Annotated in this window: 23 protein-coding genes; 4 read left to right on the top strand and 19 right to left on the bottom strand. The window is 63.8% G+C overall.

Translation table 11 applies throughout. The annotated features are described in order from the left end of the window. Positions 1–87: 87 nt before the first annotated feature. The 9 genes from PSm6_RS20205 to ppsA form a co-directional block, all read right to left on the bottom strand. On the bottom strand, positions 88–1134 hold the full coding sequence (locus tag PSm6_RS20205; RefSeq protein ID WP_031288049.1) for an OmpA family protein: 1047 nt from the start codon (positions 1132–1134) through the stop codon (positions 88–90). 107 nt (positions 1135–1241) lie between these two features. Then, positions 1242–1832 (bottom strand): RNA polymerase sigma factor SigX, encoded by a 591-nt coding sequence (sigX, locus tag PSm6_RS20200; protein ID WP_021220312.1) that lies wholly within the window; start codon positions 1830–1832, stop codon positions 1242–1244. 93 nt (positions 1833–1925) lie between these two features. Continuing rightward, positions 1926–2750 (bottom strand): mechanosensitive ion channel family protein, encoded by an 825-nt coding sequence (locus PSm6_RS20195; protein ID WP_021220313.1) that lies wholly within the window; start codon positions 2748–2750, stop codon positions 1926–1928. Between the two features lie 2 nt (positions 2751–2752). Further along, positions 2753–2998 (bottom strand): hypothetical protein, encoded by a 246-nt coding sequence (locus tag PSm6_RS20190; RefSeq protein ID WP_021220314.1) that lies wholly within the window; start codon positions 2996–2998, stop codon positions 2753–2755. A gap of 54 nt (positions 2999–3052) precedes the next feature. After that, complete coding sequence (cmaX, locus tag PSm6_RS20185) at positions 3053–4048, bottom strand: divalent cation transporter CmaX (RefSeq protein WP_021220315.1); 996 nt, start codon at positions 4046–4048, stop codon at positions 3053–3055. A 22-nt stretch (positions 4049–4070) separates the two neighbouring features. Next, a complete protein-coding gene (gene rraA / locus PSm6_RS20180) occupies positions 4071–4559 on the bottom strand; it encodes a ribonuclease E activity regulator RraA (RefSeq protein WP_021220316.1) in 489 nt (162 codons plus the stop codon). Positions 4560–4579: 20 nt separating this feature from the next. Further along, the gene (locus tag PSm6_RS20175) at positions 4580–4879 is read right to left on the bottom strand and encodes a Rieske (2Fe-2S) protein (RefSeq protein ID WP_081672280.1); all 300 of its coding nucleotides are present in this window, start codon (positions 4877–4879) and stop codon (positions 4580–4582) included. 85 nt (positions 4880–4964) lie between these two features. Continuing rightward, positions 4965–5948 (bottom strand): alpha/beta fold hydrolase, encoded by a 984-nt coding sequence (locus PSm6_RS20170; protein ID WP_265168050.1) that lies wholly within the window; start codon positions 5946–5948, stop codon positions 4965–4967. 65 nt (positions 5949–6013) lie between these two features. Beyond that, positions 6014–8383 carry a phosphoenolpyruvate synthase gene (gene ppsA, locus PSm6_RS20165; protein WP_031288051.1) on the bottom strand — a complete coding sequence of 790 codons (2370 nt, stop codon included), beginning with the start codon at positions 8381–8383 and terminating at the stop codon, positions 6014–6016. A 158-nt stretch (positions 8384–8541) separates the two neighbouring features. On the opposite strand from ppsA, the gene ppsR reads away from it, so the two are divergent. Further along, positions 8542–9360 (top strand): posphoenolpyruvate synthetase regulatory kinase/phosphorylase PpsR, encoded by an 819-nt coding sequence (ppsR, locus tag PSm6_RS20160; RefSeq protein ID WP_043243287.1) that lies wholly within the window; start codon positions 8542–8544, stop codon positions 9358–9360. A 109-nt stretch (positions 9361–9469) separates the two neighbouring features. Here ppsR and prpF read toward each other — a convergent pair whose 3' ends face one another. From prpF to PSm6_RS20135, 5 genes are all read right to left on the bottom strand, one after another. Then, positions 9470–10657 carry a 2-methylaconitate cis-trans isomerase PrpF gene (gene prpF / locus PSm6_RS20155; RefSeq protein ID WP_031288053.1) on the bottom strand — a complete coding sequence of 396 codons (1188 nt, stop codon included), beginning with the start codon at positions 10655–10657 and terminating at the stop codon, positions 9470–9472. 129 nt (positions 10658–10786) lie between these two features. Further along, a complete protein-coding gene (gene acnD / locus PSm6_RS20150; protein WP_162164722.1) occupies positions 10787–13396 on the bottom strand; it encodes a Fe/S-dependent 2-methylisocitrate dehydratase AcnD in 2610 nt (869 codons plus the stop codon). A 30-nt stretch (positions 13397–13426) separates the two neighbouring features. After that, a complete protein-coding gene (gene prpC / locus PSm6_RS20145) occupies positions 13427–14590 on the bottom strand; it encodes a bifunctional 2-methylcitrate synthase/citrate synthase (protein WP_021220323.1) in 1164 nt (387 codons plus the stop codon). Between the two features lie 96 nt (positions 14591–14686). Then, positions 14687–15574 carry a methylisocitrate lyase gene (gene prpB / locus PSm6_RS20140; protein ID WP_021220324.1) on the bottom strand — a complete coding sequence of 296 codons (888 nt, stop codon included), beginning with the start codon at positions 15572–15574 and terminating at the stop codon, positions 14687–14689. After that, entirely contained in the window at positions 15571–16296 is a 726-nt protein-coding gene (locus PSm6_RS20135) for a GntR family transcriptional regulator (protein ID WP_021220325.1), read from the bottom strand. Before PSm6_RS20135 ends, prpB begins: the two co-directional genes overlap by 4 nt. 285 nt (positions 16297–16581) lie before the next feature. Between PSm6_RS20135 and rloA the strand changes: the two genes are divergently transcribed. From rloA to PSm6_RS20120, 3 genes are read left to right on the top strand one after another with little or no spacing between them, the layout of a single operon-like run. Further along, complete coding sequence (gene rloA, locus PSm6_RS20130; protein ID WP_021220326.1) at positions 16582–17118, top strand: retropepsin-like aspartic peptidase RloA; 537 nt, start codon at positions 16582–16584, stop codon at positions 17116–17118. A 5-nt stretch (positions 17119–17123) separates the two neighbouring features. Next, entirely contained in the window at positions 17124–18650 is a 1527-nt protein-coding gene (rloB, locus tag PSm6_RS20125) for an osmotic stress tolerance membrane protein RloB (RefSeq protein ID WP_265168048.1), read from the top strand. Between the two features lie 3 nt (positions 18651–18653). Next, positions 18654–19640 carry an alpha-L-glutamate ligase-like protein gene (locus tag PSm6_RS20120; protein ID WP_043243282.1) on the top strand — a complete coding sequence of 329 codons (987 nt, stop codon included), beginning with the start codon at positions 18654–18656 and terminating at the stop codon, positions 19638–19640. 162 nt (positions 19641–19802) lie between these two features. Here PSm6_RS20120 and PSm6_RS20115 read toward each other — a convergent pair whose 3' ends face one another. The 5 genes from PSm6_RS20115 to PSm6_RS20095 all read right to left on the bottom strand — a co-directional run bounded on the left by PSm6_RS20115 (position 19803) and on the right by PSm6_RS20095 (position 24920). Continuing rightward, positions 19803–20969: a MalM family protein gene (locus PSm6_RS20115; protein ID WP_265168047.1), complete on the bottom strand. Its 1167-nt coding sequence runs from the start codon at positions 20967–20969 to the stop codon at positions 19803–19805. Next, the gene (locus PSm6_RS20110; protein WP_148304268.1) at positions 20969–22561 is read right to left on the bottom strand and encodes an outer membrane protein transport protein; all 1593 of its coding nucleotides are present in this window, start codon (positions 22559–22561) and stop codon (positions 20969–20971) included. The genes PSm6_RS20115 and PSm6_RS20110 overlap by 1 nt, the downstream gene beginning before the upstream one ends. Positions 22562–22577: 16 nt before the next feature. Then, complete coding sequence (locus tag PSm6_RS20105; protein ID WP_031288060.1) at positions 22578–23582, bottom strand: flagellar protein FilC; 1005 nt, start codon at positions 23580–23582, stop codon at positions 22578–22580. Between the two features lie 43 nt (positions 23583–23625). Beyond that, on the bottom strand, positions 23626–24387 hold the full coding sequence (locus PSm6_RS20100) for a C39 family peptidase (RefSeq protein WP_021220332.1): 762 nt from the start codon (positions 24385–24387) through the stop codon (positions 23626–23628). A gap of 86 nt (positions 24388–24473) precedes the next feature. After that, positions 24474–24920, bottom strand: a complete 447-nt coding sequence (locus tag PSm6_RS20095) for a DUF6160 family protein (protein ID WP_021220333.1) — start codon at positions 24918–24920, stop codon at positions 24474–24476. Positions 24921–24927: the final 7 nt, after the last annotated feature.

Below are 24927 nucleotides of genomic sequence, written 5' to 3'. Positions count from 1 at the left end.
CCGGGCCACGATGCGTTTACCTCCTGGCACTTTTCTCTAGGCAAAGAAAAACCCGGCCGAGGCCGGGTTTTTCAAAGCTCAGACCAATTACTTGGCTTGGGCTTCTACTTCAGCTTCTACGCGACGGTTAACAGCGCGGCCAGCGTCGGTAGCGTTGTCAGCAACCGGGCGGGACTCACCGTAACCAACCGAGTTGACGCGCTCGGAACCTACACCGTACTGGTTGACCAGGACTTCACGAACGGCGTTGGCACGACGCTCGGACAGTTTCTGGTTGTAGGCGTCGGTGCCGACGGAGTCGGTGTGGCCTTCAACGGTGGTGGTGGTCGACGGGTACTGGTTCATGAAGTCAGCCAGGTTCTTGATGTCGCCGTAGCTTTCTTCTTTGACCTTGGACTTGTCGAAGTCGAACTTCACGTCCAGCTCAACGCGAACGACTTCGGCAACAGCCGGGCAGCCATCGGCGTCAACGGTGACGTTGGCCGGGGTGTCCGGGCACTTGTCGACGTTGTCACAGACGCCGTCGTTGTCGCTGTCGGAGCAGACTTCGGCAACCGGAGCCGGGGCCGGCTCGGCAGCGGGCTTGGAGCCACCACCGAAGTTCACGCCAACACCCACGCCAGCGGCCCACTCGGACTCGCCCACATCGATGTTGTACATGCCGTCCAGGCCGGCTTTGGCGTAGAAGTTCTCGGTGAAGTAGTACTTCAGGCCAGTGCCGATGTTGGCGAAGGTGCTGTGGTCACGACCGGTACGCGCCGGAACGTTGCTGATGCTCTGGTGAGCGAAGCCAGCGGAGACGTACGGACGCAGGCCGACACCCGGAGTGCCGAAGTGGTAGATGGCATCGAGGCCAGTCTGGCTGCCCTTGATGTTCTTGTTACCGGTGTCGTTTTCGGAACGAATGTCGTGAAACTCGCCGTAGGACAGAGCCAGTTCGACGTCGTCGGTCAGGTAGTAACCAACCGAGCCACCGAACAGGTTGCCATTGGACAGATCACGCGAGCTGTCGGTGAAGTAGCGCTTGCCGAAAGCCTCCACCTCGACAGCGCCTTGGCCTTGCGCCAGCGCGTTCAGAGAAAGTGCGGCGACGAGAGAGCCAACGGCTACGCCTAAGGTGTTTTTCAGTTTCATCCGTAAATCCCCATCTTGGTTGTCAGTAAGTTGTCGAACAATCTCGAGGACAACTTGGTGCGCAAGTTTACCAGAACTCGCTGATCTAAGAGATTAATTTTCCCCAACTAAGTTTCGGTCAATCCTGAAAATTTTTCTCTCAAGCGGTCCAGCGCACGCTTGTATCGCATCTTCGTGGCGCTAAGACCCATATGCATAATGTCAGCAATTTCCTGAAATTCCAGTTCTGCGACAAAGCGCAGCACCAGGATTTCACGATCGATCGGGTTCACATGCACCAGCCATCGCTCAAGGCCTCCGCGCTCTTCGAGCTTGGGTGCCTTCTCCTCCGAGGCCTCCTCGAGAGGATCGAGACTCAGGGCATCAAGTAAACGACGTTTACGACGCTCTTTCCGATATTGGGTAATACATTCGTTATACGTGATGCTGTAGAGCCATGTCTTGAACTTGGACTTCCCTTCGAAGTTCTTCAATCCATAGAGCACCTTCAGCATCACCTCCTGACAGACATCGTCAGCGTCTCGTTCGTTCCCCAAATATCGGGCACAAACGTTGAACAGGGTGCGCTGGTAGCGACGCATGAGCTCTTCATAGGCACGCGTGACGTGAAACAGCTCCACATGGGCGCGCTCCACCAGCTCTTCGTCGGAGAGCTCGCGGGGGTCGTAGCGCAGGGAAAGCGATTGGGGCTTGTTCAAAACAGGTCGGGCCGACAGTCAGGTCAGGAGCCGCTGGAGCGCGGGGGCGCGTTCCGCTATGGCGGCATACATTAGCAGGGATGGCGCGCCGTGTTAGCGGCTCGTTACCCGCTGGTCGAGCAATGTCCGGTTGGACACGGAGACCAGTTCGCCTTCATCGGTGAGGAGGATGGTCTTCACCGTGCCTATTTCCTCGATCTGTCCTTCGACATCGCCTACCTTGACGTCCTGTCCTACCTGATAGAGCTCACGCACATAGATGCCGGCGATGATCTGCCCGGCGATGTCCCGGCTGCCCAGCCCCAGCGCCAGCGCCGCAGCGAGGCCGATGGAGATGAGCACGATGGCGATGACGTTGTTCAGCAGGTCGGTCTTGACCTCCAACTGCCCGATGGCCACCGAGATGCTGATGATGATCACTAGGCCCTGGGCGATGCGCCCCAGGCCGTGGGCGTAGTCCAGCCCGACACCTTCGGCGGCACCACGGACGATGCCGCTGACCAGCTGCGCCAGGAGCACGCCGGCCAGCAGCACCAGTGCAGCACCCAGCACCTTGGGCAGGTACAGGGCGAGCATGTCGAGGGTGGCGGAAACACGGTCGAGGCCCAGGGATTCGGCAGCGGAGACCAGGAAGATCAGCAGCACGAACCAGTAGACGATCTTGCCGATCAGCGTGGAGACCGGCACCTGGATGCCGACGCGGGCGAGGATCTTGGTCAGCCCGGTGCCGCCCATCAGGCGGTCGAGGCCGAGCTTGGCCAGCAGCTTGGACAGCAGGGTGTCGAGCAGCTTGGCCACCACGAAGCCCAGCAGGACGACTACCAGGGCGCCGAACAGGCGCGGGATGAAGCCGGCCACCGGTGTCCACACCGTGGTCATGGCGTTAACGATACCTTGGGTCCAGGGGTCGAATTCCATGTTCAATCAGCCTTGTCAGCAGAGCGTTTCGATGAGGGGCGGCGAGAGACCGGCGCCACGTGGGCCGAGCCGTTGTTGAGGGCGATCATCATGGCTTCGGCCCAATGGCCGAGCAGGCTGAACAGATCGCCGACGCCAACCTGACGGTTGGCGGTCTTGAGCACGCGACCCAGCGCGGCGTTGTCATCATGGTCGGATGACGAACGCTTGAGCAGGTCCCGCAGGGATTCTTCGAACGGATCGTGCATGCGCACCTCGCGTGGATATGTCGGCTAGACGAGGCCAGCGTTCAACAGGTCACATCAGAGCCAGCGCAGGCGACGGAAAAGCCACCACTGGAAGGTGGCCACCCCGAGGATCAGCAGGCAGGCGACGACGAAGCCATAGGGCGCATCGGCCCCGGGGATACCCCCGACGTTGATGCCCAGCAGACCGGTGATGAAGCTCATGGGCAGGAAGAAGCCGGTGATGATACCGAGCAGGTACATGGTGCGGGTCATGCGCTCGCTCATGCGCCGGTTCTCCGACTCCAGCACCAGGCCGACACGCTCGCGGATCAGTTCCAGCTCTTCCAGGTAGCGGGTGAGGCGGTTGTTCAGCTCACTCCAGTAATCGGTGTCGTCGGTGGCGAACCAGCTCATGCGGTTGCGCATCAACTGGCCGTAGATGTCCCGCTGTGGCGCGAGAAAGCGCTTGAGCCCGGCGGCGCGGCGGCGGATGTGCAGCATCAGGTCGTGATCGGGATTGAAGCGCTCATTGGCGTCCAGCAGCTCCTCCTGTTCATCGACCTCTTCGGAGAGCGTGGCGACCAGGGCATCGACCTTGTCGGTCAGGTGCTCGGCCAGGTACAGCAGCACCTCGGAAGCGGTCTTCGGCCCGGTACCGCTGCCCCACTGCTCGATCAATTCATCAGTGGCGTGCAAGGGGCGCAGGCGCAATGAGATGACGCGCTGCGCATCGGCGAAGATGCGCACCGCGACCATGTCCTCGGGCTGGGCGCCCGGATTGAGGTTCACACCCCGCAGGAACAGCAGCAGCTGGTGCTCCGGGAGGTTCACCAGGCGTGGCCGGGTGCTTTCCTCCAGCAGCAGGTCGCAGGCGAATTCGCTCAGCCCGCTGGCCTCGCGCAACCACTGGCGCGCCATGGCATGGCCACGGTCCCAGTGCAGCCAGAGGCTTTCCCGCTCCTGCAACTGGATGACATCCAGCTCGTCCTTGGTGACGGAGCGTGCACCGCCCTCCCCGTCCAGGACATAGGCATGCACCAGCCCCCAGCGTACGTTGCGTTCCTCGACCATCCTCAGCGAGCGCCCCGTCCGGTCATTCAGGCATTTTCAGGGCTTGCGGGGAGACGATGATGCCGTTGTTGTCGGCATAGACGAATTCGCCCGGGCGGAAGGTGATGCCGCCGAAGGTCACAGCCACGTTGAGGTCGCCGATGCCGCGCTTGTCGGTCTTCATCGGATGGCTGGCCAGGGCCTGGACGCCGAGATCAGTCTGGGCGATGACGTCGACGTCACGGATGCAGCCGTATACGACTATGCCTTCCCAGCCATTCTTCGCCGCCTTCTCGGCCAGCATGTCGCCCAGCAGCGCGCGACGCAGGGAGCCGCCGCCGTCCACCACCAGCACCTTGCCCTGGCCGGGCAGGTCGACCTGTTCCTTGACCAGCGAGTTGTCTTCGAAGCACTTGATGGTGACGATTTCGCCACCGAAGGAATCGCGGCCGCCGAAATTGCTGAACATCGGCTCGACGACCTGCACCAGGTCCGGATAGGCATCACACAGATCAGGGGTGACGTATTGCATGGCAAGGCTCCTTGATGGATTTACAGGTCGAGGCCGACACGATCACCGTCATAAGTCAGCGTCAGCCGAAGCAGCGGCGAACAGGCCGCATCGAGGGCGCGACCACTGTCCAGATCGAAGGCGATCCCGTGGCGGGAACAGCGCAGCACCCTACCTTCGAGCGTACCGTTGTGCAAGGGCGCGCCACGGTGCGGGCAGCGGTTTTCCAGGAGGATCGCCTGCTGATCAACGACGATCAGCAGCAGTTGCCGTCCCTGCACCTGAAAGGTTCCGCGATAGCCATCCTGCAGATTGATCAGACGCTCCAGCGCAATGAACATGCGCCCTCCGGAATCGATGCGGCCCTGCATCTTTAGCACAGCACCGGAGCCCCTGGAATGGGGCTTCCGGCAAAAGGCGCGGCGGTCAGGCGGCGGGAACCGCCTGGCCGAACGAGCCGGGGATCTCCAGGCGGTCGAGCCAGTGCTCCACCAGCGGCCAGACTTCCTGCTGGGCGTGCTTGCTGACCAGCATCTCGATATGGCCGTAGTCATCGGCGAAGCCGTTCTCGCGGGACAGGCAGAGGAACTGCCGCGTCTCGCTGCCGAACTGTTCCAGCAGCTTGCGGCAGGCCCAGGCCGGGTCCTGCAGGTCACCGGCGGCACCCACCGCCAGCACCGGCACGCGCACTTCGGCAAGGCCTTTCCACCAGTCACGCTCGGCATCGCCGAAACGGCCGAACAGGCCGTGCCAGCGCAGGCTTTCCAGGCCGATGCCGATGGGTTCGTCCTCGGGCCCGCGCTTGAGGCCGGGGCCGGAAAGCACCGCCAGGCGCTTGAGCAGGAAGCGCCCGCCCCACTCCACCGGCGGCACTTTCAACGGCCAGTAGACACGGCTGATCTGGCTGCCGAACAGCGCCACGGAGGCGGCCTCTTCCTCGCCCAAGTAATGCCCGCCCAGGGCGGCCGCGAGGGTGATGCCACCGAGCGAATGACCGATCCAGTGGGGCACCTGGCCTGCCTGTTCGCGGACGAAGGCGGCGATGGCCGGCAGGTCGTAGCGGGCATAGTCGGCGACGCGGTTTCGCCGATAATCCTGGTTGCGCGGCGACAGGCCGTGGCCACGCATCTCGGCGATCCACACATCGAAGCCGGCGCGGGCCAGGTGCGGGCCGAGCCCCAGGCACTTGGGCGAATACCAGAAGCGACGGTTGGAGAAGCTGCCGTGCAGGAGCACCACGGGCACGCCGCGCTGCTCCTCATGGCCGACCAGGCCCAGGCGGGTGAGGACCAGTTCGACGCTGGAGTCGGGGCTGTTGCCAGGCTTGAGGCGATAGACGTCCTCCGTGATGTCGCCACGGAGTTCCGCGCTGATCAGCGCGACGGGGAATAGATCACTGCTGCTTTGCATGAATGCTACTTGCATGAAAAAGGGCGGGTTTGCAGCCCGCCCTTCTTCTGGTTGCGGTTAAAGGGTCATGCCTGGCCTTCGGCCAGGAAGAACCAGGTGTCGAGTACCGAGTCGGGGTTCAGCGACACGCTCTCGATGCCCTGCTCCATGAGCCACTTGGCCAGGTCCGGGTGGTCGGACGGGCCCTGGCCGCAGATGCCGATGTACTTGCCGGCCTTGTTGCACGCGGCAATGGCATTGGCCAGCAGCTTCTTGACCGCCGGATTACGCTCGTCGAACAGGTGGGCGACGATGCCGGAGTCACGGTCCAGGCCCAGGGTCAGCTGGGTCAGGTCGTTGGAGCCGATGGAGAAGCCGTCGAAGAATTCGAGGAACTCGTCGGCCAGCAGGGCGTTGGACGGCAGCTCGCACATCATGATGACCTTGAGGCCATTCTCGCCGCGCTTCAGGCCGTTGCTGGCCAGCAGATCGACCACCTGGCTGGCTTCGCCCAGGGTACGGACGAAGGGCACCATGATCTCGACGTTGGTCAGGCCCATGTCGTTGCGCACTTTCTTCAGCGCACGGCATTCCAGCTCGAAGCAGTCACGGAAGGATTCGCTGATGTAGCGCGAGGCACCACGGAAGCCGAGCATCGGGTTCTCTTCTTCCGGCTCGTAGAGCTTGCCGCCGATCAGGTTGGCGTACTCGTTGGACTTGAAGTCCGACAGGCGCACGATGACCTTTTTCGGCCAGAAGGCCGCGGCCAGGGTGCTGATGCCCTCCACCAGCTTCTCGACGTAGAAGCCGACCGGGTCGTCGTAGCCGGCGATGCGCTTCTCGACGCTGTCCTTGATCTCGGCGGGCAGGCCGGCGAAGTTCAGCAGCGCCTTGGGGTGCACGCCGATCATGCGGTTGATGATGAATTCCAGGCGCGCCAGGCCTACGCCTTCGTTGGGCAACTGGGCGAAGTCGAAGGCGCGGTCCGGGTTGCCGACGTTCATCATGATCTTGAACGGCAGCTCGGGCATGGCGTCGACCGAGTTCTTGCGGATGTCGAAGCCCAGCTCGCCTTCGAAGATGAAGCCGGTGTCGCCCTCGGCGCAGGAAACGGTCACGCCCATGCCGTCCTTCAGCACCTGGGTGGCGTTGCCGCAGCCGACTACAGCCGGGATACCCAGCTCACGGGCGATGATCGCAGCGTGGCAGGTACGGCCGCCACGGTTGGTGACGATGGCGCTGGCACGCTTCATCACCGGCTCCCAGTCCGGGTCGGTCATGTCGGAAACCAGCACGTCGCCCGGCTGGACCTTGTCCATCTCGGAAACGTCGTGGATCACCTTCACCGGGCCGGCGCCGATGCGCTGGCCAATGGCACGGCCTTCTACCAGGACGGTGCCCTTTTCCTTCAGCAGATAGCGCTCCATCACCGTAACGCTGGCACGGCTCTTCACGGTCTCGGGGCGGGCCTGCACGATGTACAGCTTGCCATCGTCGCCGTCCTTGGCCCACTCGATGTCCATCGGGCGGCCGTAGTGTTTCTCGATGATCAGGGCCTGCTTGGCCAGCTCGGTGACTTCGGCATCGGTGATGCAGAAGCGGGCGCGGTCGGCACGGTCGACATCGACGGTTTTCACCGACTTGCCGGCCTTGGCTTCGTCGCCGTAGATCATCTTGATCGCCTTGCTGCCCAGGTTGCGACGCAGGATCGCAGGGCGGCCGGCTTCCAGGGTGTGCTTGTGCACGTAGAACTCGTCGGGGTTCACCGCACCCTGCACCACGGTCTCGCCGAGGCCGTAGGCGCCGGTGATGAACACCACGTCACGGAAACCGGATTCGGTGTCCAGGGTGAACAGCACGCCGGCGGTGCCGGTTTCCGAACGCACCATGCGCTGCACGCCGGCGGACAGGGCGACCAGCTTGTGGTCGAAGCCCTGGTGCACGCGGTAGGCGATGGCACGGTCGTTGAAGAGGGAGGCGAAGACTTCCTTGGCCGCGCGGATCACGTTGTCCACGCCACGGATGTTGAGGAAGGTCTCTTGCTGGCCGGCGAAGGAGGCGTCCGGCAGGTCTTCGGCAGTGGCGGAGGAACGCACGGCCACGGCCATGTTGTCGTTGCCACCGGCCATGGCGGCGAAGGCGCTGCGGATCTCGGCATCGAGGCGCTGCGGGAATTCGGCGTCCATCACCCACTGGCGGATCTGCGCGCCGGTCTTGGCCAGGGCGGCGACGTCGTCGACGTCAAGGGCGTCCAGCGCGGCGTGGATCTTGTCGTTGAGGCCACTCTGTTCGAGGAAGTCGCGATAGGCCTGCGCAGTAGTGGCGAAACCACCGGGAACGGATACCCCGGCGCCGGCCAGATTGCTGATCATCTCGCCGAGGGATGCGTTCTTGCCCCCCACATGCTCAACATCATGGACGCCGAGCTTATCGAGGGAAACTACGTACTCTACCAAGGGGAATCTCCACTATCTGTTGGATAAGCTCATGCGGAGTGGTCCGCAGCGTTCTGGCGCGAGGCCGGAAAAATAAGTCACAATGCAGGCCGGCGATGGGCCAGCAAAAACGGGCCTATGATAGCCAAGAATCGATCCCGACTTAAGGCCTTTGGCGCATGAAACGAACCGCTTTTTTCATCTCCGACGGTACCGGCATAACCGCTGAAACCCTCGGGCAGAGCCTGTTGGCGCAGTTCGAGACCATTACCTTCGCGAAGCTCACGCGGCCTTATATAGACAGCGTCGAAAAAGCGCGCGCCATGGTACAGCAAATCAATATAGCTGCCGAGGCAGACGGGGCCCGGCCCATCATCTTCGACACCATCGTCAACCAGGAAATCCGTGACATTCTCGCGACGTCCAACGGGTTCATGATCGACATCTTCTCGACCTTCCTTTCCCCGCTGGAACAGGAACTTACGTCGCATTCTTCCTACTCGGTGGGCAAGTCGCATTCCATCGCCCACAGCGCCAATTACATGGAGCGCATCGAGGCGGTGAACTTCGCCCTCGACAACGACGACGGCGCCCGCACCCATTACTACGACAAGGCCGACCTGATTCTCGTCGGCGTGTCCCGCTGCGGCAAAACGCCCACCTGCCTGTATATGGCAATGCAATACGGAATTCGTGCCGCAAACTATCCGCTGACCGAAGAGGACATGGAGCGCCTGCAACTGCCGGCCGCCCTGAAGAAGTACAAGGACAAGCTATTCGGCCTGACCATCGACCCGGACCGCCTCACCGCGATCCGCCACGAGCGCAAGCCCAACAGCCGCTACGCCAGCTTCGCCCAGTGCGAGTTCGAGGTCCGCGAAGTGGAAAACCTGTTCCGCCGGGAAAACATCGCCTACATCAACTCCACCCATTTCTCGGTGGAAGAGATCTCGGCGAAGATTCTCGTGGAGAAAGGCGTGGAGCGGAGGCTCAAGTAAGTCTTTTAGCTGGAAGCTGGAAGCTGGAAGCTGGAAGCTGGAAGCTGGAAGCTGGAAGCTGGAAAGCATTCGACTTCAAGCTTCAGGCTTCCAGCTTCAAGCTAATGCTCTAGAGCGCCTCCCCCGGAACTCTTACTACTCCCTCCATCAATATCCGCGCACTGCGGCTCATGATCGCCTTGGTCACCTGCCACTGGCCGTCCACCTGGCGGGCTTCGGCGCCCACGCGCAGGGTGCCGGAGGGGTGGCCGAAGCGCACGGCGCTGCGCTCACCGCCGCCGGCCGCGAGGTTGACCAGGGTGCCGGGAATGGCGGCCGCCGTGCCGATGGCGACGGCGGCAGTGCCCATCATCGCGTGGTGCAACTTGCCCATGGACAGCGCGCGCACCAGCAGGTCGATGTCGCCGGCCTGTACTTCCTTGCCACTGGAGGTGACGTAGTTCTTCGCCGGCGCGACGAAGGCGATCTTCGGCGTGTGCTGGCGGGTCGCGGCTTCCTCCGGTGTCTTGATCAGGCCCATGCGCAGGGCACCGGCGATGCGCAGTTTCTCGAAACGCGCCAGCTGTTCGGGGTCGCCATTGATCGCTTCGCGCAGCTCGGCACCGGTGTAGCCGATGTCCTGGGCGTTGACGAAGATGGTCGGGATGCCGGCGGTGATCATGGTCGCCTTGAAGGTGCCGACACCCGGCACGTCGAGGTCGTCAACCAGGTTGCCGGTGGGGAACATCGAGCCGCCCTCCTCGCCGTCGTCCGACGGGTCGAGGAACTCCAGCACGATCTCCGCCGCCGGGAAGGTCACCCCGTCCAGCTCGAAGTCGCCGGTTTCCTGCACCTGGCCGTTGGTGACCGGCACGTGGGCGATGATGGTTTTCTGGATATTCGCCTGCCAGATGCGCACCACGCAGGTGCCGTTATCCGGAATGCGCGACGGGTCGACCAGCCCGGCGTGAATGGCGAAGGCGCCCGCCGCCGTGGACAGATTGCCGCAGTTGCCGCTCCAGTCGACGAAGGCCTTGTCGATGGAGACCTGGCCGTAGAGGTAGTCGACATCGTGGCCGGGCTGGCTGCTCTTCGACAGGATCACGCATTTGCTGGTGCTGGAGGTGGCGCCGCCCATGCCGTCGATGTGCGCGGCATAGGGATCGGGGCTGCCGATCACCCGCATGAACAGCCGGTCACGGGCCGCACCCGGTACCTGGCAGGGCTCGGGCAGGTCCTGCAGGCGGAAGAACACGCCCTTGCTGGTGCCGCCACGGATGTAGGTGGCGGGGACTTTCACTTGGGGTAGATGAGCCATGGCTTCGTCATCCTGGAATCTGTTGGGTATCGCCGCGCTCAATGCAGCCCAAGGGCCGCAAGCGCTGCGCAGATTGGGTCGGGCGAAGCGATACCCAGGGGGCATCGCCTCGCCCACCCCGCGTTCCCGTCAGGCCGCGGTCGCCTTGAGGAAGTCCTTGGCGAAGCGCTGCAGCACGCCGCCGGCCTTGTACACGCTGACATCGGCGGCGGTGTCCAGGCGGCAGGTCACCGGTACCTCGACCACCTCGCCGTTGCGGCGGTTGACCACCAGGGTCAGGTCGCAGCGCGGCGAAACGTCACCCTTGATGTCGTAGGTCTCGGTGCCGTCCAGGCCCAGGGTCAGGCGCGTGGTGCCCGCCTTGAACTCCACCGGCAGCACGCCCATGCCCACCAGGTTGGTACGGTGGATGCGCTCGAAGCCCTCGGCGACGATCACTTCCACGCCCGCCAGGCGTACGCCCTTGGCCGCCCAGTCACGGGACGAGCCCTGGCCGTAGTCGGCACCGGCGACGATGATCAGGTTCTGCTTGCGGTTCATGTAGGTTTCGATGGCTTCCCACATGCGCATCACCTGGCCTTCCGGCTCGACGCGCGCCAGCGAACCCTTCTTCACCTGGCCATCGACCACGACCATCTCGTTCACCAGCTGCGGGTTGGCGAAGGTGGCGCGCTGGGCGGTCAAGTGGTCGCCACGGTGGGTGGCGTAGGAGTTGAAGTCCTCCTCCGGCAGGCCCATTTTCGCCAGGTACTCGCCAGCGGCGCTGTCCAGCAGGATGGCGTTGGATGGCGACAGGTGATCGGTGGTGATGTTGTCCGGCAGGATCGCCAGCGGCAGCATGCCCTTGAGCGTACGCTCGCCGGCCAGCGCGCCTTCCCAGTAAGGCGGGCGACGGATGTAGGTGGACATCGGGCGCCAGTCGTACAGCGGGCTTTCCGCTTCCTCCACGCTGCCCAGGTCGAACATCGGGATGTAGACCTGTTTGAACTGCTCCGGCTTCACCGAGGCGGCGACTATGGCGTCGACTTCCTCGTCGCTCGGCCACAGGTCCTTCAGGGTGACCGGGTTGCCCTGGGCATCGGTGCCCAGCGGGTCCTGCTCGATATCGAAACGCACGGTGCCGGCGATGGCATAGGCGACCACCAGCGGCGGCGAGGCGAGGAAGGCCTGCTTGGCGTAGGGGTGGATGCGCCCGTCGAAGTTGCGGTTGCCCGAGAGTACGGCGGTGGCATACAGGTCGCGGTCGATGATCTCTTTCTGGATCACCGGGTCCAGCGCGCCGGACATGCCGTTACAGGTGGTGCAGGCGTAGGCGACGATGCCGAAGCCGAGCTTCTCCAGCTCCGCCAGCAGCCCGGCTTCTTCCAGGTACAGCTTGGCGACCTTGGAGCCAGGGGCGAAGGAGGTCTTCACCCAGGGCTTGCGCAGCAGGCCCAGCGCGTTGGCCTTCTTCGCCACCAGGCCGGCGGCGATGACGTTGCGCGGGTTGGAGGTGTTGGTGCAGCTGGTGATGGCGGCGATGATCACCGCGCCATCGGGCATCAGGCCCTGGGCTTCCTCGCCACGGCCCGCTTCGAGCTTGGCTTCGTCGGCGATGCCGCGCTCGGCCAGTGCCGAGGTCGGCAGGCGACGGTGCGGGTTGCTGGGGCCGGCCATGTTGCGCACCACGCTGCCCAGGTCGAACTCCAGCACGCGCTCGTACTCGGCGGTTTCCAGCGCGCTGCTCCACAGGCCCAGGGTCTTGGCGTAGTTCTCCACCAGTTCTACCTGCTCGGGCTCGCGGCCGGTGAGCTTGAGGTAGTCGATGGTCTGGCCGTCGATGTAGAACATCGAGGCGGTGGCGCCGTATTCCGGGCACATGTTGGAAATGGTCGCGCGGTCGCCGATGGACAGGCTGTCCGCACCCTCCCCGAAGAATTCGACGTAGGCCCCCACGACGCGTTCCTTGCGCAGGAACTCGGTGATCGCCAGGACGATGTCGGTGGCGGTGATGCCCGGCTTGCGCTTGCCGGTGAGCTTCACGCCGACGATGTCGGGCAGGCGCATCATCGACGGGTGGCCGAGCATCACGGTCTCGGCTTCGAGGCCGCCGACGCCGATGGCGATCACGCCCAGGGCGTCCACATGCGGGGTGTGCGAGTCGGTGCCGACGCAGGTGTCGGGGAAGGCGATACCGCCACGTGCCTGGATCACCGGGCTCATTTTCTCCAGGTTGATCTGGTGCATGATCCCGTTGCCGGCGGGGATCACATCGACGTTCTTGAACGCGGTCTTGGTCCAGTCGATGAAGTGGAAACGGTCCTCGTTGCGGCGGTCCTCGATGGCGCGGTTCTTCTCGAAGGCGTCCGGGTCGAAGCCCGCCGCCTCCACGGCCAGGGAGTGGTCGACGATCAGTTGGGTCGGCACCACCGGGTTGACCTTGGACGGATCACCGCCCTGCTCGGCAATGGCGTCACGCAGGCCGGCCAGGTCCACCAGCGCGGTCTGCCCGAGGATGTCGTGGCAGACCACGCGGGCCGGATACCAGGGGAAGTCCAGGTCGCGCTTGCGGTAGACCAGTTGCTCCAGGGCAGCGACCAGCTCTTCCGGCTCGCAACGGCGCACCAGCTGCTCGGCCAGTACGCGGGAGGTGTAGGGGAGCTTGGCCCAGGCGCCGGCCTGGATCGCCTCGACCGCCTCGGGGGCATCGAAGTAATCCAGCGCAGTGCCGGGCAGGCGTTTGCGGTGTTGGCTATTCACGGTGTCGTTCATGGTGTTTTCCATGATTGGTTATTTGCGGTCCTTGAGCGGCACGAACTTCAGGTCTTCGGGGCCTGTGTAGTTGGCGCTCGGACGGATGATCTTGCCGTCGATGCGCTGCTCGATGACGTGGCTGGACCAGCCCGAGGTGCGGGCGATCACGAACAGCGGGGTGAACATGGCGGTGGGCACGCCCATCATGTGGTAGCTGACGGCGCTGAACCAATCGAGGTTGGGGAACATCTTCTTGATGTCCCACATCACGCTTTCCAGGCGCTCGGCGATGTCGAACATCTTGCTGTTGCCCTGCTCGGCGGACAGCTCGCGCGCCACTTCCTTGATCACCTTGTTGCGCGGGTCGGCCACGGTGTAGACCGGGTGGCCGAAGCCGATGACCACTTCCTTCTTCTCCACGCGGGCGCGGATATCGGCCTCGGCTTCGTCCGCGTTGTCGTAGCGTTTCTGGATCTCGAAGGCCACTTCGTTGGCGCCACCGTGTTTCGGGCCACGCAGCGCGCCGATGGCGCCGGCGATGCAGGAATGCATGTCGGAACCGGTGCCGGCGATCACCCGCGAGGTGAAGGTGGAGGCGTTGAATTCATGCTCGGCATACAGGTTCAGCGAGGTATGCATGGCGCGCACCCAGGACTCGCGGGGCTTTTCGCCGTGCAACAGGTGGAGGAAATGGCCGCCGATGGAGTCATCGTCGGTTTCCACCTCGATGCGTTTGCCGTTGTGGCTGAAGTGGTACCAGTACAGCAAGGCCGAGCCCAGGGACGCCATCAGCTTGTCGGCGATGTCGCGGGCGCCGGGGTGGTTATGGTCGTCCTTCTCGGGCGACACACAGCCGAGCACCGACACGGCGGTGCGCATCACATCCATCGGGTGGGCCGACGGCGGCAGTTGTTCCAGGGCGGCTTTCAGCGCCGCCGGCAGACCGCGCAGGGCCTTGAGCTTGGCCTTGTAGCCGGCCAGCTCGGCCACGTTGGGCAGCTTGCCGTGTACCAGCAGGTGGGCGATCTCTTCGAATTCGCAGCGGTTGGCGAAGTCCAGCACGTCATAGCCACGGTAGTGCAGGTCATTGCCGGTGCGGCCGACGGTGCACAGGGCGGTGTTGCCGGCGGCGGTGCCGCTCAGGGCCACGGATTTCTTCGGCTTGAAGCCGGGGGTGGTCGCTTCGGGGGTCGCGCTCATCGCATGTATCTCCTCATCTGATCCGGATGATGGTGCTTTTATTGTTCTGCGGTGGCCGCCGGGCGGCCCATGGGCCCACCCGGAACGACCGCTCGATCACTTCTTGCCGGCGGCGAACAGCGCATCGAGCTTCTGCTCGAAGGCGTGGTAGCCAATGCGGTCGTACAGCTCCGCGCGGGTCTGCATCAGCTCGATCACGTCCTTCTGGTGGCCGTTCTGGCGGATCGAGGTGTAGACGGCTTCGGCGGCCTTGTTGGCGGCACGGAAGGCCGACAGCGGGTAGAGCTGGATGGCCACGCCGACCGACGCCAGCTCATCGCGGGTGAACAGCGGGGTGGCGCCGAACTCGGTGATGTTGGCCAGCACCGGCACCTTCAGGGCGTCGACGAAGCGCTGGTAGGTCGGCAGGTCATAGGCGGCCTCGGCGAAGATGCCGTCGGCACCGGCTTCCACGTAGCGCAGGCAGCGCTCGATGGCGGCGTCCACGCCTTCGGCCTGGATGGCGTCGGTGCGGGCGATGAGGAAGAAGTCCGGGTCGGTCTTGGCGTCGGCGGCGGCACGCACGCGGTCGACCATTTCCTCGCAGGAGACAATCTCCTTGCCCGGACGGTGGCCGCAGCGCTTGGCGCCGACCTGGTCTTCGATGTGGGCGGCGGCGGCGCCGGCCTTGATCAGGTTCTTGACGGTGCGCTCGATATTGAAGGCGCTCGGGCCGAAGCCCGTGTCGATGTCCACCAGCAACGGCAGGTCGCAGACATCGGTGATGCGGCGCACGTCGGTGAGCACGTCGTCCAGGGTATTGATGCCCAGGTCCGGCAGGCCCAGGGAGCCCGCCGCTACGCCGCCACCGGAGAGGTAGATGGCCTTGTAGCCGGCGCGCTTGGCCAACAGCGCATGGTTGGCGTTGATGGCGCCGATGACCTGCAGCGGGCTTTCCTCGGCAATGGCGTCGCGGAAGCGCAGGCCGGCGGATTTCTGACTCATGACTCACCTCGTTGATCTTCTGGGAGTTTGGCGACGGCGCCCTGGTAGTGGCGCTCGATGTTGCGCTTGGAAGCACCGATGTGACGGCGCATCAGCAGCTCGGCCAGTTCGCCGTCACGGTCGGCGATGGCATCGAGAATTCGGTGGTGCTCGGCGAAGGCCTGGCGCGGCCGGTTGGGCACGCTGGAAAACTGCAGGCGGTACATGCGCACGAGCTGGTAGAGCTCGCCGCAGAGCATGCGGGTCAGCGTCTGGTTGCCACTGCCCTGGATGATCCGGTAGTGGAAGTCGAAGTCGCCTTCCTGCTGGTAGTAGCCGACGCCGGCCTGGAAGGCAGCGTCGCGCTCGTGGGTCTCCAGCACGGCGCGCAGATCGTCGATCTCCGCCTGGGTCATGCGCTCGGCGGCGAGGCGGCAGGCCATGCCCTCGAGGGATTCGCGGATTTCGTAGAGTTCGATCAGCTCGGCATGGCTGAGGGACACCACCCGCGCACCGACGTGGGGCACGCGAACCAGCAGCTTCTGCCCTTCCAGACGGTGGATCGCCTCGCGCAGCGGGCCTCGGCTGATGCCATAGGCGCGGGCCAGCTCCGGCTCGGAGATCTTGCTGCCGGGCGCGATCTCGCCCTTGACGATGGCCGCCTGGATGCGCCGGAAGACGTGCTCGGAGAGGGTTTCCGAGTCTTCGGCCTGGGTGACGGGTGCTTCTGCTGCATCAAGCATGATTGTCGACACATTGAAAAATCACCCCGCAAAATTAACGCCGATAAGCGGTTCAGTCAAACCAAAACACAGCCATTGTCGACAATCGTCGTAGATCGCAAAAAATTCATTTGAACCCGTCACAGCCTTAACAAAGCGCCATAAGCGTCTGTCGCCCCGGAAAACCTGCGTGTTAGAATGCGCCGCTCATGCGCCTGGCGGGGCGCTGCTAGACTCGTACGCCAGGCGCCGAGGCCATCAGGCCAGGCATCGGGCATCAGCATCTCGAACGCTACCCAAGGACTCATGACTCTCAAGCCCTTCGCATTGCTCATATGCCTGCTAGCACTGCCAGGCCTCAGCCTCGCCGCCGACAAGACCATCTATGGCCTGAACGAATACGCCCGTCTTGACGGCCTCGACCTGGTGGTCGCCGCCAAGCTCGACACCGGCGCCAAGACAGCCTCCCTCAGTGCCCGCGACATCAAGCGCTTCAAGCGTGATGGCGAGACCTGGGTGCGCTTCTACCTGGCCATCGACGACGCCCATGCGCACCCCATCGAGCGGCCGCTGGCACGTATCAGCAAGATCAAGCGCCGCGCCGGCGACTACGATCCGGATGAAGACAAGACCTACACCGCGCGCCCGGTGATCGAACTCGATATCTGCATGGGCAGCGCCCTGCGCACGATCGAAGTGAACCTCACCGACCGTAGTGCTTTCCAATACCCGCTTCTGATCGGTTCCGAGGCGCTCAAGCGCTTCGATGCACTGGTCGACCCGAGCCTTAAATACGCTGCCGGCCAACCCGGCTGTGCCACTGACGCAAACTCTGCCGAGTAACTCACATGCGCTCTCTTACCCTGCATCTGAAAGTCCTGATCACCCTGCTGGTGACCCTGGGCATTCTGATAACGGCCTACCAGATCTTCATTCAGGGCATCCCGATCACCGAGGATGAGACCGACGACCTCTGGAACATCGACGCCAAGGTCGAATTCCAGGCCAGCCCGCGCGACCCGATCAAGGTGCAGATGTTCGTGCCGCCGCTGAACCGGGATTACGTCAGCCTCAACGAGAGCTTCATCTCCAACAACTACGGCGTGAGCATCAATCGCGTGGACGGCAACCGCAAGGTGACCTGGTCCGCCCGCCGCGCCAGCGGCAACCAGACCCTCTACTACCGCCTGGTGCTGACCAAGCGCTACAGCGGCGAGAAGCCCAAGGACAAGGGGCCGATCTTCCGTGACAGCATCCCGGTCGAGGGTGCCGAGAAGATCGCCGCCGAAGCCCTGCTGGCCCCCATCCGCCAGCACTCGGCCGACGTCGAGACCTTCATCAGCGAGACCATCAAGCGCACCAACAACCTGAACGACGACAACGTCAAGTTGCTGCTCGCCGGCGACCAGAGCACCTCGAACAAGGCCAAGGCCATCGAGCTGTTGCTGTCCATCGCCCACGTCCCGATGGAACGCGTGCACACCATCCGCCTCGCCGCCGACCAGCCGCAGAGCCCTGAGCTTTGGCTGCGCAGCTTCAACGGCGAGAACTGGCTGTACTTCAACCCGGATACCGGCGAGCAGGGCCTGCCCGCCGACCGCCTGGTGTGGTGGACCGGTGACGACAACCTGATCACCGTCGACGGCGGCAAGAAGGCCCAGGTGACCTTCAGCCTGAACAACAGCGAGATGAACGCCATCCGCCTGGCCAAGCTGACCGACGAGAACACCGACGCCGACTTCCTCGAATACTCGCTCTACGGCCTGCCGCTGCAGACACAGCAGACCTACCAGATCATGATCATGATCCCCATCGGTGTACTGGTGATCCTGATCCTGCGCAACCTCGGCGGCCTGCAGACCCTGGGTACCTTCACCCCGGTGCTGATCGCCCTCGCCTTCCGCGAGACGCAGCTGGGCTTCGGCATCGCGCTGTTCACCATCATCACGGCATTGGGCCTGTCACTACGGTCCTACCTCGAACACCTGAAGCTGCAGATGTTGCCCAGGCTATCGGTGGTGCTGACGTTCGTGGTGATCCTGATTGCGATCATCAGCCTGCTCAGCCACAAGCTGGGCCTGGAGCGCGGCCTGTCCGTGGCGCTGTTCCCGATGGTGATCCTGACCATGACCATCGAACGCCTGTCCATCACCTGGGAAGAGCGCGGCGGTGGCCATGCCTTCAAGGTCGCCATCGGCACCCTGTTCGCCGCCACCCTGGCGCACCTGCTGATGACCGTGCCGGAGCTGACCTACTTCATCTTCACCTTCCCGGCCGTGCTGCTGATCATGGTGGGCTTCATGCTGGCGATGGGTCGCTACCGCGGCTACCGCCTGACGGAGCTGTTCCGCTTCAAAGCCTTCCTGAAGGACTGAGCCATGTTCGGCCTGATCAAGACGTGGAAAGCCCTCGAAGCCAAAGGCATCATGGGCATCAACCGTCGCAACGCGGACTACGTGCTGAAGTACAACAAACGGCACCTGTACCCGATCGTCGACGACAAGATCATCACCAAGATGCGCGCCATCGAGGCGGGCATCCACGTGCCCGAAATGTACGGGATCATTTCCACCGAGAAGGAAATCGACAAGCTCGACGAGATCATCGGCGAGCGCAACGATTTCGTGATCAAGCCCGCCCAGGGCGCCGGCGGTGACGGCATCCTGGTGATCGCCGACCGCTTCGAAGGCCGTTACAAGACGGTCTCTGGGAAGATCATCAGCCACGAGGAGATCGAGCATCAGATCTCTTCGATCCTCACCGGCCTCTATTCCCTCGGCGGGCACCGTGACCGCGCGCTGATCGAGTACCGCGTGACCCCGGACCAGATCTTCAAGAGCATCAGCTACGAGGGCGTGCCGGACATCCGCATCATCGTGCTCATGGGCTACCCCGTGATGGCGATGCTGCGCCTGCCCACCCGCCAGTCCAACGGCAAGGCCAACCTGCACCAGGGCGCCATCGGCGTGGGTGTGGACCTGGCCACCGGCGTCACCCTGCGCGGCACCTGGCTGAACAACAAGATCGCCAAGCACCCGGACACCACCAACGCGGTGGACGGCGTGCAGCTGCCCAACTGGGACGGCTTCATGAAGCTGGCGGCCGGTTGCTATGAGCTGTGCGGCCTGGGCTACATCGGTGTCGACATGGTGCTGGACCAGGAGAAGGGCCCGCTGATCCTCGAGCTCAACGCCCGCCCCGGCCTGAACATCCAGATCGCCAACGACTGCGGCCTCACCCATCGCGCCCACGCGGTGGAAGCCCGCATCGCCGAGCTGCAGGAAAAGGGCATCGTGGAAACGCCCGAGGAGCGCGTGCGCTTCTCCCAGGAACTGTTCGGCCACGTGCACCCCGCCGAACTCTGATCCGCCCTGCGGCAACAAAAAAGCCCGGCCATGTGCCGGGCTTTTTCATGCCAGGGATTCGGGGTAGAGGTGCGCCGAGATGTAGGGCGGGTGAAACCCGCGAAGGCTCGATGCACGGGATCGTCGGGTTGCACCCGACCTACGCCATCCACCTCAGCCCCACTACCTGACGATCGCCAGCTCGAATGCGCCCTCGTCCACGTGCTCGTGCACCTGCATGCCGGCCTCGCTGACGGCCAGGTCCTGCATCGGGCGCTTGAAGGGTTTGTTGTCGAGGGTGTTGAGGCTGCGGTCCTCGTCGGTGGTGAGCAGCAGCGCGTAGCGCTCGCCCTGGTTGGCGCGGACCTGCACGGTGCCTTCGATGTAGGCGTAGCGGTACCAGGTCTCGCCATGCAGCTGGTAGACGGCGTCGCTCACCAGGCGCGTCGGGCGCTTGGCCTCGTCGAGGAAGAGGATCGAGGGGTAGACCACCTGACGATTGGCGAAGCTGCGAATGCGCAGGCCATAGGCGCGCCCGGAACGCGGCAGCTTGAGGGCCGCGTAGTAGCTGCGCCCCATGGGGAAGGCGAAGCTGGGGGAGAAGCGGTTGAGTTCCTCGTAGCGCGGCTCCTCGGCGGACAACTCGGTGAAATCCCCCTCCGGCAGCTGCCCGCAGCACTGGTCCACCAGCCCCTGATACAGCGACTGGCTGCGCTCCTCGCTGCCTTCCAGAAGGGCCTTCATCGCCTCGCTGGGCTGGCCGTCCAGCGACGGCAGGATGGCCGCCTTGCGCTCGAACTCCACCTGCCGGCTTTCGGTGTAGGCCACCGGTTGCCCGGCGCCCTCCTCCGCCCGGGGTTCGTCCCCCTTGGCCGGCACCCTGGAGTTGTGGGTACGGCCCTGCTCGTCCACCCAGGTGAAATAGCCCGCACCGTTCTCCGGTCGCGAATAACCGCGCCCCTCCAGCACATCGGCATCGATGTATTCGGTGGAGCGGGCGCCGCTGGGCAGCAGGTAGTCGCGCTGCCCCGCCGGCACCTGGCCCGCGGCGTAGAAGCTGTTCTGCAGGTTGCCGCTGGCATCCACCCAGGTGAAATAACGGCGCTTCTGCTCGCCACCGCTGTTGCTGCCCGGCCAGCCCGTAGCGCCCTGCTCCTGCAGGCGCGCCAGGTCGCTGCGACTGATGCGCTGGGCCGCCTGGCGCTGCTGCTCGCCGTAGCGCTCGCCGACGAAGCTGTTGTGCACCCGGCCGTTGTCGTCGATCCAGGTCAGGTAGCGCCCGCTGGCGGCCTGGACCTGGGGCTGGATCGCCAGGGCGGTGATGAGGAAAAGCGCGGCACGGGTCTTCATCAGAATGTCGTCGTGTAGGTCATGGCCACGATGTAGGCCTTCACCGAGGTCGTCACGTCCTGGCCCGCATAGGGGTTGTAGACCAGGTTGTCGATGCCGGTGCAGTTGAGGTTGCAGCTGGTGTTGGCCTTAGTGGTTTGAGTGGTGACGAAGTAGTTGAAGCCCAGGTCGATGTTGGTGTCCTTGTCCCAGCGATAGCCCAGGCCCAGGCCATAGAGCTGGGCATCGCCGATGGGCGCCAGCACGTCGGCCTTGTTGCCAGGGATGGCCGAGGGGCGCCACTCGTAGCCCGCGCGCAGGGCCAGGCGGTCGGTAACGTCGTACTGCGCGCCCACGGCCCAGCTCCAGGTGTCGCGGTAGCCGCGATCCAGGGTCAGGGTGGTGGCCGTGGCCTTGCCGCCGCCGAAGTTCTTGGCGATGCGCAGCACGTCCAGTTCACGGTCGAACTCGATCTCGAACTCGTTCCAGTCGCTGTAGCCGCTCCACTTCAGGTCGGCGTTGAACTGCCAACGCTCGAAGGGCCGGATCTTGATCCCGGTGGAGAAGTTGTCGGGGTAGGTCATGGTCAGGCTGGCATTGCCCACTTCTTCGTCAACGTTGCCGTAAGGGAAGAGCGGGCTGAGGATCTGCCCGAAAATCGCGCCCTGGAAGCCGGTCCAGAACCCTTGCCAGTCCTTGGAGTAATCCACCCGGTACTTGCCCTGGAGGTGCATGCGTGCCTCGCTCTGGTAGGTGGCGCCCCAGGCGAACCAGTCGGTGGGCTCCCAGAGCACACCGATGTTCCAGGTGGGCGACAGCGATTGCTGCAGGTCCAGATCGATATTGGCCAGGGTATCGAAGGGGCCGAATCGACCACCGCATACGTTGATGATCGTGCCAATCATCTCTTCCAGCCCGGGCTCGCAGAGCACCTTGTTGAGCAAGCCCACCAACCCGGTAAGCATGCTCGGGTTACGGAAGTCCTCGTTCAACGCCAGGGCCTGATGGGAGAAGCCCACCGACAGACCCACCGCCAGTTCGTCGTTCACCTGGTAACCCACGGAGGGCGAGAAATAGGTGATGCGCTGGATCGCCACCTCGCGCCCCTGGTAGCGGCCCGGATCACTGTCCGAATCCCGCGAATAGCCCAGGGCCATGGGTGCATAGACGTTGGTGGCGAAGGTGAACTTGGAGCCCGGCGGGTTGATCGACAGGCCCGCCAGGGGTGCCACCAGCAGCGGCATGTCGGTCATGCCGCCCATGCCCGGCAGGTACATGGCCGGGGTCAAAGTGCGGCTGCTGGAGTTGGCCACGGGGTCATCGGTGAAGCCCATGACGTTGTAGCCCTCCGGTGCGTCGAACTCGGCGCGGATATCCATCACCCCGGCGATCATCTTCACCGTGGTCTGGCGGCCCTTGAGCTTGGTCAGCGCCGCCGGGTTGTAGTGCACCGCGTCGATCCCGGTGGAGTCGGCGGTCACGGCGTTGGCCATGGCCATCGCCTTGGGGTTGCCAATGGTCAGGTCGTTGGCCAGCTGCCCCTGCACGCCACCCGCCCAACCGGCCCCCAACCCCGCCAGCGCCAAGGCCAGCGGCGAAATTCGCATCGTCATGTCGTCGCCTCGCCGGTTACTGGGCCTTCAGGCCTTTTATGTCCAGAGGAACGGAGAACCCCAGCATCACGTCCGGGGAGTCCTCGGTCATGCCGAAGCCGGCGTTGATGTTGACGATGTAGTCGGGAGAGGTCCGCAGGCCGAGCGAGAAGTTCATGATCGCGCTGGTCTGCTCGGTGCCTTCGACCTCGGTGTCGCCGAAGGTGTAGGTCGGCTTGGTGCTGTAGGCCATCTGGTAGGAGGTGGCCAGGGACACGTCGTAGGACAGCGCGTAGGCGAAGCCCATGCTCAGGGACAGGGTGTTGCCCGGGTCCACATCCTCCAGCAGGCGGCCGCCGCGGTTCTGGTGGATGTTGTGCACCGGCATGTTGTAGGTGTATCCGACCGAGCCGAACAGCACGACCGGGTCGATCACGTAGGAGGTGTTGGCCCCCACGCCCAGGCTGTAGTAGCCGTTGCCGGTGGACAGGTCCGTCTCGTTGTTGATGTCGAAGGGGCTCTCGCCGGTGGGCAGGCCGAGGGTGGCGAACAGGGTGGTGACCGGGCGCCCGCGGGTGGCGGACCAGGGTTGCCAGCGCAGACTGCCGGAGACGTCGCCGAGGCTGTAGACGTTGACGTCGCGCTCGGTGTCGTACTTGGCCACGAAGGGCAGGCGCACGCTGAAGGTCAGGTTGTCCCAGATGCCGTAGTCGAAGGTGAAGGAGTTGGTGAAGGTGTGCTGGGCTTCGCTGCGGGGAATCACGCTGTAGACGTTGGTGCCGGTGCGGACCTGTTCGATCTGCACATCACGCACCAATGAATAATCGAAGCCGTAGGTGAGCGTGCGCTCGCCTTTCTTCAGCAGGGTGTAGCTCTTCTCCGAGGCCTGGAATACCTGCTCCAGCGCCTTGGCGCTGTCGGCATCCCCTTCTTTCTTGGTCAGCGCCTCACGCGCATCGTCCACCGAGCTCTCCTCGGCCCACAGCGACCCACAGGCGCCAAGCGCCAGCACGGCCAGCCATGCGTATCCCCTCACTCCCATGGCACCTTTACCCCTGGTTTTATTCTTACTTATGCGGGTTTTCTTATTTGCGTCTTATGTACTGGATGTCGCCTCCCGAGCCCAACTGGTCGATCTGGTTCTCGGTGAATTTGGTGATCTGCGGGAACTGCTGGAACGCCAGCAGGCTGACGGTGCGATCGTCCACCAGGCGCAGGTCGCGCTCGGTCAAGGCCATGGCGTTTGGCGGTTCGTTGCCTGTCGGGTAGATCACGAACAGCACGTTCCCATCCCACACCTCCTCGAACCGGGTGCGGGTGAAGCTGATGTTTCCCAGGGCGGGATCAGCGATGAACACGTGATCGTTGTAGACGTCGCGCACCACTACGAAATGCTTGAAACCACCGTAGTGAATAGGCACCAGCGCGGGGTGTTCCAGTTGGTCGAGGTCCTCGAACTCGGCCCGGAATCCTCCGCTCTTGTAGCCCAGCGCCCCCACGAAGCGTTTCATGTCCAGCAGCGAGAAACCGCGTCGTTCGACGATCTTGTCGGCCTCGCCATACCGCAACAGCCCTTCCATCACCTGGCGCTCCTCGAGGTTGCGCCCGAGGTAGTAGTCCAGCAGCCCGGTCAGCGCGGCGGAACCGCAGCTGTAGTCATAGGCCTGGCGGATGACGTTGCGGAACTGCAGCTGGCTCATGGGCTCCGGATTGACGGTCTCCCGGTAGGGACCGTTGGGCACCATGGCCTGGGTGATGTTCACGGAGCCCTTGGGCTGTGGCTTGGTGTCCACGGCCTGGGTGAATCCGAACAACCCCAGCAGACTGCCGACCAGGATCTCGATCATTGCCGTTCCGAATACAGGGCTTACGAAAGAAAGGCCCGCCGGCCGGAGCCGGCGGGACCTTCCGCATCACAGGATGGAGCGACCTATCAGTGGCCCCAGACCTTGATGGTGGTACCGGCCAGGTTCAGGTCGCTGACGGCCAGGGAACCGATGCTGGCGGCAGAGGCGTCGCCCATGCGGATGGCACCGACGCTCAGCTCGCCAGTGATGGTCGGCAGGGTGATCTGCAGTTTGTCGCTGGCACCAGCACCGCTGCCACCGTCGATCACGTCAACCAGGATCGGCGCGCTGTCGGAGATGTTGAAGCCGGAGAAGGCGATGGTTTCAAGGCGCAGGCTGCCGGTGGCGCTGCCTTCCTTGTCGTTGTAAACCACGCTGCCGATGGTGCCGTTGAAGTTACCGGAGATGCTGATGCCATCCTGACCGGTAACGCTGGAAAGAGCGGAGTCATCCATGGCTTTCAGGTCGGCCTGGGCCATGAAGGGAGCAGCGAGCACAGCAGCGGCGAGAGCCAGTTGTTTGAAGCTTTTCATTGTTGTT

It is taken from the genome of Pseudomonas solani (assembly GCF_026072635.1).
GTDB classification, from domain to species: Bacteria; Pseudomonadota; Gammaproteobacteria; order Pseudomonadales; family Pseudomonadaceae; genus Metapseudomonas; species Metapseudomonas solani.
The sequence above is the reverse complement of the archived record's forward strand: the minus strand, read 5'-3'. Positions and strand labels throughout refer to the sequence as shown.